This window comes from Streptomyces sp. NPDC054840 (assembly GCF_053611065.1).
On record NZ_JBSGZP010000341.1, the window covers coordinates 1 to 7,808 of the forward strand.

Sequence of the window (7,808 nt, forward strand, 5' to 3'; positions counted from 1 at the left end):
CTCCGGGGGGGGTGTAGCCCCCGGCGACGGTCGTTCGGGGCCGGCGGGGGCCGGTCAGTGCTGGTCGGCGGTGCGGCGGTTGCGGAGGAAGAGTGCGACCAGCAGGGCGACGCCGATGAGGATCAGGCCGTTGACGAGGATCGCGAGGTTGATGCCGGAGAGGGTCGCGGCCTTGACGGGCTCGCTCGACAGGCTCCGGATCTGGGCGGTGGCGATCGCGCTCATGATCGGGATGCCGATCGTGATGCTGACCTGCTGGGTCAGGGTGGTGATGCCGGTGGCCAGGCCCTGCTGCTCGTTGGGCAGGCCCGAGGTGGCGGTGACCATGAAGCCGACGATGGCGGCGACGTGGGCGTAGCTGCTGAGGAAGGCCAGGCCCAGGACTCCGTACAGCCAGCCGCGGGCGTCACCGGCGAAGAACAGCGCGCCGACCGTGATGCCCTGGACGAGCAAGCCGGCGACGAGGACGGCCCGGCTGCTGCCGAGGGCGCCGATCCAGCGGGGGGCGGTGACGCCTCCGAGGAAGGCGCCGACGCCGAGCACGCCGAAGGTCAGGCCGGTCGCGATGGCCGAGTAGCCGAGGACTTCCTGCAGGTAGAGGGTGAGCAGGAAGATCATGGCGGTGAAGCCGATGAAGGTGGTGGCGCCGCCGATGTTGCCCCAGGTGACGGTGCGGCGGCCGAGGATGCGCAGGGGGGCCAGCGGCTCGCTGGCGTTGAGCTCCACGAAGCCGAAGACGACGAGGAGGACGACGCCGACGGCGAGGGAGATCAGGGTGGTGGGGTCGCCCCAGCCGTACTGGCCTGCGGCGGAGATGCCGTACACCAGGGCGATGAGGCCGGCGCTGACGGACACGGCGCCGGGGATGTCCAGCTTGCCGCCGTGCGAGCGGGCACCGCCCTTGATCAGCATGGGGGTGACGACGATCAGCAGGATGCCGATCGGGATGTTGATGAAGAAGCCCCAGCGCCAGCTCAGGGTGTCGGTGAGCAGACCGCCCAGGATGGCACCGCAGGTGAATCCGGCGGAGAGCATCGCGCCGTTGAGCCCGAGTGCGCGGTCGCGCAGGGGTCCTTCGGGGAAGGAGGTGATGAGCAGGGCGAGGCCCGCGGGGGTGACCATGGCGGTCGCCAGGCCCTGCGCCACTCGGGCGGCGAGGAGCGGGCCCGCGGCGTCGACGAGGCCGCCCGCCAGGGAGGAGAGGGTCAGCAGGACGAGGCCGGCGAGGAAGACCTTGCGGGCTCCGATCAGGTCGGCGACCCGGCCGAAGAGCAGGCTGAACCCGGCGGCGCTGAGCGCGAAGGCCGTGGCGATCCACTGCAGGTTCTCCGTGGCGAAGTCGAGCTCCCGGCCGATGACCGGGACCGCCACGTTCATGATGGAGAAGTCCACCGCCAGGGTGAACTGTGCGCCGAGCAGCAGGAGCAGGATGAGCGTCTGGCGCTTCGTCATCCGCTCCGACGCGGGGGCCGCCGGGCCCGGCGAATGATCTGCCCGAGTCTCCTCGGGGCTGTTGACCGTTGACATGAGAGACCTTTCGCTTCCTGCCGGTTGGTGTGCTCCGAGCATCTGCGCGGTGTGGAGGGCTAGCCAGTACCCGCTGTTTCATAGGGCTGCGGTGGGTACCACTGGCTGGGTCTGTCTCATGCGGCCCGGCCGTGAATACGTTTCGGGGCATGACGAATTCCACACTCTCGGTAGTCGAAGACTTCTTCGGCCGGCTCGGTGCAGGCGAGGCCGACCGGGCGCTCGAACTGCTCGCGGAGCCCCTCGACTGGTTCACTCCCGGTGACACCGCGCTGATCCCGTGGATGGGACAGCGCACCACCCGCGGCGAGGTCGCGGACTTCTTCAAGCAGGCGGGTGAGAACCTCACGCCGGAGGAGTTCGCCATCGAGCGGATCCTGGCCGAGGACGGCACGGCCGTGGCCCTGGGGCGGTTCCGTTACCGGGTGAACGCCACCGGTAAGGCGTTCACGTCGGAGTTCGCGGTCGAACTGCAGGTCCGCGACGGGCTGATCACCCGCTACCACATGCACGAGGACAGCTACGCCATCTCCTTGGCCTTCCTCTGAGCCGTCCGGCCCACTTCGATCCGGCTTCGGACGGCGAGCGCGAAAGAGGCTTCGATGACCACCCGGTACCCCACTGAAGAAGACGCCGGCGCGGACGCCGCGCGGCGCGATGCCTACGACGTCCTCGTCGTAGGTGCCGGCCCGACCGGCCTGACCGCGGCCTGTGAACTGCTGCGCCGGGGGGTCCGCGTCCGAATCGTGGACGCGGCCCCCGGCCCCAGTGTCCACTCCAAGGCGATGCTGGTGTGGCCGCGCACCCTGGACATCCTGGAGGACCTCGGGCTCTCCGGGGGTGTCGGCCAGGTCGCGGTCAAGCTGCGGCAGATGACCTACTACTCGGAGAAGAAGCCGGTCACCCGTATGCGGATGGCCGACGACATGGCTCCTTACTGCTTGCCCCAGCGGCTCACCGAGGAGGTGCTGACCGAGGGTCTGCACCGGCTCGGCGGCCGGGTCGAGCGCGGTGTGCGGCTGGTGTCGCTGCAGGACGTGGACTTCAGCGGGGCGATACGCGAGGACCGGCCGGTCACCGCCGTGCTGGAGCATGCCGGCGGGGGCGTCGAGCGGGTCACCGTCCCCTGGGTGATCGGGGCGGACGGGGCGACGAGCGCGGTGCGCCGCCAGCTCGGCATCGCCTACGAGGGCGCCACGTACGAGAACCGCTTCCTGATCACGGACGCGAAGGTGGCCGGTGATCCGCTGGAGCCGGACGAGATCCACTACTACCAGTCGCGGATGGGCGTTCTGGCCATCGTGCCGCAGCCGTTCGGGCTGTTCCGCTTCTTCACCAACGCTCCTGCGGACATGGCGGAGGGGACGCTGGCGGACATGCAGCGGCTGGTGGACCTGCGCGGGCCGGGCGGACTGCGGCTGACCGACCCGGACTGGGTGACCACCTTCCGGGTGCACCGCCGCCGCGCCGCCTCCTTCCAGCTGAGCCGGGTCTTCCTGGCCGGGGACGCCGCCCACGCGCACAGCCCGATGGGCGGGCAGGGTCTGAACACGGGGATCCAGGACGCCCAGAACATCGCCTGGAAGCTGGCCTCGGTGGTGCGCGGCGAGGCGCGGACCGGGCTGCTGGAGAGTTACACGCCCGAGCGGGCGGCGGTGGCCGATGCCGTCGTGCGCGACACCGACCTGCAGACCCGGGCCGCGATGTGGACCAAGGGCAGCCAGGTCACCCTGCGGGACACGGCGATGCGGGCCCTGGACCGTACGGGGGTCCTGGACCGCTTCTACGTGCCCGTCGCCGCGGGCCGGCGCTGGGTCTACGGGCCGGTCGCGGACGGGCCGAGGCGCACGAGGCCCGTGCACTGGTGCTCGGCCCGGGCAGGTCTGCGCCGGCACGCCCGGGAGGGTGCGGCCCTGCCGCGGCCGCTGGCCGTGGCGCTGGGGGTGGCCGGACCGGCCGCCGATCCGGTCCGGCTGCACCTGGTGGTGCTGCCGGGCGAGAAGGATCCGGACCGGGGCCTGGCCGAGGCGGTCCGCCGGCTGGCCGGGCCGTGGGCCGGCCAGGTGCGGGTGGTGGACACCGCGGCTCTCCCCGGGCGTGGGCCGGCCGTGTCGGCCGCCCGTGAACTGCACTGCCGGCACGCCGGTTTCCACCTGGTGCGGCCGGACGGGCACATCGTCCTGCACGGGCACCGCGAGGAGCTGCGCGAGCTGTACGACACCCTCGACCGCCTTCTGGTCCCCGGGGCGGGCACCGCCCCCGGGGCCGGCCTTTCACCGACCGATGAACTCCCGCTGGAGGAAGAAGACATGTACCAGACCGCCGGATCCGTCCCCTTCGCCCACACCGTGGGCTCCGGCCCGCACAAGGTGATCGTGCTGCACTCCCTCTTCGGCGGGCACCAGTCGTTCTCGCCGCTGTGGCCGTACCTGGACGGGTCGCGTTTCACGTATGCCTTCATGGATGCCCGGGGGTTCGGGCGCAGCCTGGACGTGGCCGGTACGTACACGACCGACGAGATCGCCTCGGACGTGCTGACGCTGGCCGACAGCATGGGCTGGCAGGAGTTCTCGCTGATCGGGCACTCGCTCGGCGGGCAGCCGATCCAGCAGGTGCTGCTGAAGGCCCCGCAGCGGGTGCGGCGGATCGTGGGGCTGAGTCCGGTGCCCGCGGGCGGCATGCCCATTCCGGACTCCGACTTCCCGCTGTTCGCGGAGGCCGCGCACAAGGTGGAGAACCGTCGCATCGTCATCGATATGACCACCGGCAACCGGCTGTCCCCGCACTGGGTGACCTCCTTCGCGGAGTCCTCGATGAAGGAGGTCGGGCCGGTCGCCTTCCGCAGCTACCTGGATTCCTTCCGTACCACCGACTTCGCGGACCGGGTGAGCGGTGCTCAGGTGCCGGCTTTGGTGGTGGTCGGTGAGCACGACCCGGCGGTGACGGCCGAGTCGATGCAGGAGACGTGGATGAAGCACTACCCGAACGGGCAGCTGGCCGTGGTCGGCAACGCCGGCCACTACCCGATGGTGGAGACCCCGGTCGCGCTGGCCACCCTGCTGGAGGAGTTCCTCTCCCAATAGTCCTGGCTGCCCCTCCCCCGTCCCCCGTGGGCGGGGCGCCGAGGAGGCGAAGGCGGATGTCCGGTGACTCTCCTGTCGGTTGCCCGGGCGTCCGCCTTCTGTCTGTCCGGGACCGGTTGCGAGCCGGCGCGAGAGCAGAGGAGGGAGAACGGATGCCCAAGGTGACGGCGGCGCCCGTGCCGGTGCGCGGGTGCGGGCCCGGCCTGGTGGCGGTGGTGGCCGGGCATGAGCTGACCGCGTTCGTCAGCGCGGCCCTGGAATCGGCGGGTGCCCGCCCGGCCGACGCGGACCTGACGGCCGAGGTGCTGGTGGCCGCCGATCTGGCGGGGGCGGCCCGGCACGGGGTGGTCCGGCTGCTCCCCTACGTGCGGGGGCTGCTGGGCGGGACGATCAACGGGGCCGCCCGGCCGGAGATCGTGCGCCGGTACGGGGACGTCACGGTGATCGACGCGCATCACGGGCTGGGGCAGCCCGCGTTGGCCTTCGCCGTGGACCAGGCGGTGGAGCAGGCCCGGGTGCGGGGCTCGTCCATGGTCTCGGTGCAGCATTCACGCCATGTCGGCATCACGGCCTGGTACTCGGGACGGGCGGCGCGCGGTGGCGCCGTAGGGGTCATCACCACGCGTGCGGCCGGGTCCGCAGGGGGTGCGGGGGTGTTGTGGGAGGGGGCGGTAACAAGCCAGTTCCTGATGTGTCTGGACCGAACCGCTGCAAGCCCCTTGCGCCCCGTCGCGCCGGTCCCGCCGGTCCCGCCGGCCCGGGCGGGGGCGGTGCGGCCGCGGTTGACGCTGCCGGTTCCGGTTCTGGACGAGTTGGTCCGGATCGCGGCTCTGGTCAAGGTGACGCCGGTACGGGCGCTGGACCGGCGCCGGCCCACCCGTTCCGAACACCCCTGAAGTAAACACTCCGGACCTATTTGATTTACCGATCCCGCCGGAGAACGCACCGGAAGGCAGGTAGTACACACCCGAACTAAAAATCGTACACACCTCAACAATCGAGGTGGATTTACACGGTAAGTGACCAGTAACGACGGCGCCGGCAGCCCGCTCGGGAATAAGTCGGCACTGGCTGAATTGTCGTCGGTGTTCCCTCGCCGGGGGACTCGCCGGTCCTGCCTTGCTCGCCAAATCGCCTTGTCGCATGGGATCTTGGCCCCGTGGTCTTATGGAGTGACGGATGTCACGGGCCGGAATTCGCTGTTCCGGGTTTCCTTTGTAGGGAGGCCCGTGGCGTGAATCAGACCGGCCGCGGACGGGCACTTCCCCACGTTCCCATCGGCTAGTATTCGGCGGATGTTTCAGCGCAGTGCGCGGGCAGCGAAAGGCGAAAAGAGAATGCAGCGGGCGGCGGGAGTTCGAGATTCTGATCTTGGAAAGTTCCTTCAGGTACGGCGCAGCCTGCTGACGCCGGACGACATCGGCCTGCCCGGCGACGGCAAGAGACGCCGGGTGCAGGGGCTGCGCAGGGAGGAGGTCGCCCACATCGCCCAGGTCAGCGTCAACTACTACACGCGCCTGGAGCAGGGACAGAACCGCAGCGCCTCTCCCGAGGTCCTGGACGCCATCGCCAACGCGTTGCGCCTGAACGCGGGCGAGCGGGCGCACCTGCACAACCTGTCCCGTGCCGCCGAGCTCGCGCGCCCGGCCAAGGCCGCCGAGGAGGTGCGGCCCGCGGTGGCCCGGATGATCTCCGCCTACCTGCAGGGGCCGGCGGTCGTGCTGGGCCGGCAGATGGACATCCTCGCCTGGAACGCCCTTGCCCGGACCATGTTCTCCGGACACATCGACATCGAGGAACTCCTCGCCCGGGACACACCGCCGAACCTGGCCGAGCTCGTCTTCCTCCACCCCGGCGCCCGCGCCCTCTACCCCCGCTGGAACGACGAGGCCGTCGAGATGGCGGGGTACCTGCGGATGATGGCCGGCCGCTTCCCGGGCGACCCGGAACTGGTCGAGCTGATCGAGCGTCTCTCCTACGCGAGCCCGGAGTTCACCGAGATCTGGTCGGGGCACGTGGTGTGGGACAAGACGTTCGGTACGCGCCATCTCCATCATCCGGCCGTCGGGGAGCTGACCCTCTCTTTCGAGAGTCTGCGGCTTCCCGATTCCCCCGACCAGTGCATCGTGCTGTACCACGCGGAGCCCGCCTCCCTTGAGGAAGAGGCGCTGCGCGTCCTCCTGGAGGGCCGCGGGGGCGGTTAGCGGCCTTCGCCGGCAGGACGCCGGAGCCGGTCCGGGGGCAGTCGAGAATCCGTCAATACTCGCTGAGGATGACCAGCAGGGGCAGGCGAGGGGATCAACGCCTCGCCGAGACTGGACCCATGGACTCCTTCGCCGACCTCAGCCAGTTCCTGCGCTCCCACCGCCTCCGCACGGCCTCCGAGCATACGGGGGTGTCGACGGGTGCGGGGGCGCGGACCGCGCCCTGTCTGCTGCCCGCCGAACTGGCCCGGGCGGCGGGGCTCGACGCCGACCGCTACACCGACATCGAGGACGGCCGGGCCGGCCGCGTGTCCTTGTCGGTGCTCGACGCGCTGGCGTCGGCACTGCGCCTCGGCGCCGACGACCGGGCCGAACTGTTCCGGCTCGGGGCCTCCCCGGGCACGTCCCGGCTGCGGGGGCTCGGCCATCTGACCCGTGCGGTGCCCATGCTGCCGGTCATCGCCTTCAACCACCGCTACGACATCACCGGATGGAACCTGCCGGGGCAGGCGCTGCTCGCCTGGGACCTGGACTGGCCCGTGGAGCACGTACAGCCCAACCTCGCCCGGATGCTCTTCCTCGACCGGGCGACGCGGGCGCTGTACGGGCACGGGCAGCGGCAGGTCGCCGGACTCGTGGGGGCCCTGCGGCGGGCGACGGAGCAGCATCCGGACGAGGCACTGTCCTGCATGGTGGTCGAACTGGCCGCCACCAGCCGGGAGTTCGCGGAGCTGTGGTTCCGACCTGCCGAGGAGAGAAGGGACGAGGACGACTGCGGCGCCCTCGTCCGCTTCGAGCATCCCGCGGTGGGCCCCGTGGAGCTCTCCCGGGTGGTGCTGGAGGAGGGGGCGCAGAACGGGGAGTGGGCCGTGGTGTTCAGCCCCGAACCCGGTTCGGCGTCCGCCGCCGCCCTGGACGACCTGCTCGCCCGGGTCTCGGGCCGGTCCGGCTGATCCATCCCGGCCGGCGGCTGCGGCGGCGGGAAGGCCGCACC

General features: G+C 71.0%; 6 protein-coding genes. 5 read left to right on the forward strand and 1 reads right to left on the reverse strand.

From position 1 onward, the window contains the following. Positions 1–54: 54 nt before the first annotated feature. A complete protein-coding gene (locus ACWGIU_RS22885; RefSeq protein ID WP_453708554.1) occupies positions 55–1,452 on the reverse strand; it encodes an MFS transporter in 1,398 nt (465 codons plus the stop codon). A gap of 224 nt (positions 1,453–1,676) precedes the next feature. Between ACWGIU_RS22885 and ACWGIU_RS22890 the strand changes: the two genes are divergently transcribed. From ACWGIU_RS22890 to ACWGIU_RS22910, 5 genes are all read left to right on the forward strand, one after another. Then, positions 1,677–2,075 (forward strand): nuclear transport factor 2 family protein, encoded by a 399-nt coding sequence (locus ACWGIU_RS22890; protein WP_453708556.1) that lies wholly within the window; start codon positions 1,677–1,679, stop codon positions 2,073–2,075. A gap of 54 nt (positions 2,076–2,129) precedes the next feature. Further along, positions 2,130–4,610 (forward strand): alpha/beta fold hydrolase, encoded by a 2,481-nt coding sequence (locus ACWGIU_RS22895; protein ID WP_453708558.1) that lies wholly within the window; start codon positions 2,130–2,132, stop codon positions 4,608–4,610. 152 nt (positions 4,611–4,762) lie between these two features. Then, on the forward strand, positions 4,763–5,506 hold the full coding sequence (locus tag ACWGIU_RS22900; RefSeq protein WP_453708560.1) for an Ldh family oxidoreductase: 744 nt from the start codon (positions 4,763–4,765) through the stop codon (positions 5,504–5,506). A 441-nt stretch (positions 5,507–5,947) separates the two neighbouring features. Continuing rightward, positions 5,948–6,814, forward strand: a complete 867-nt coding sequence (locus ACWGIU_RS22905) for a helix-turn-helix domain-containing protein (protein ID WP_453708562.1) — start codon at positions 5,948–5,950, stop codon at positions 6,812–6,814. 119 nt (positions 6,815–6,933) lie between these two features. Then, the gene (locus ACWGIU_RS22910) at positions 6,934–7,767 is read left to right on the forward strand and encodes a helix-turn-helix transcriptional regulator (protein WP_453708563.1); all 834 of its coding nucleotides are present in this window, start codon (positions 6,934–6,936) and stop codon (positions 7,765–7,767) included. Positions 7,768–7,808 lie beyond the last annotated feature (41 nt).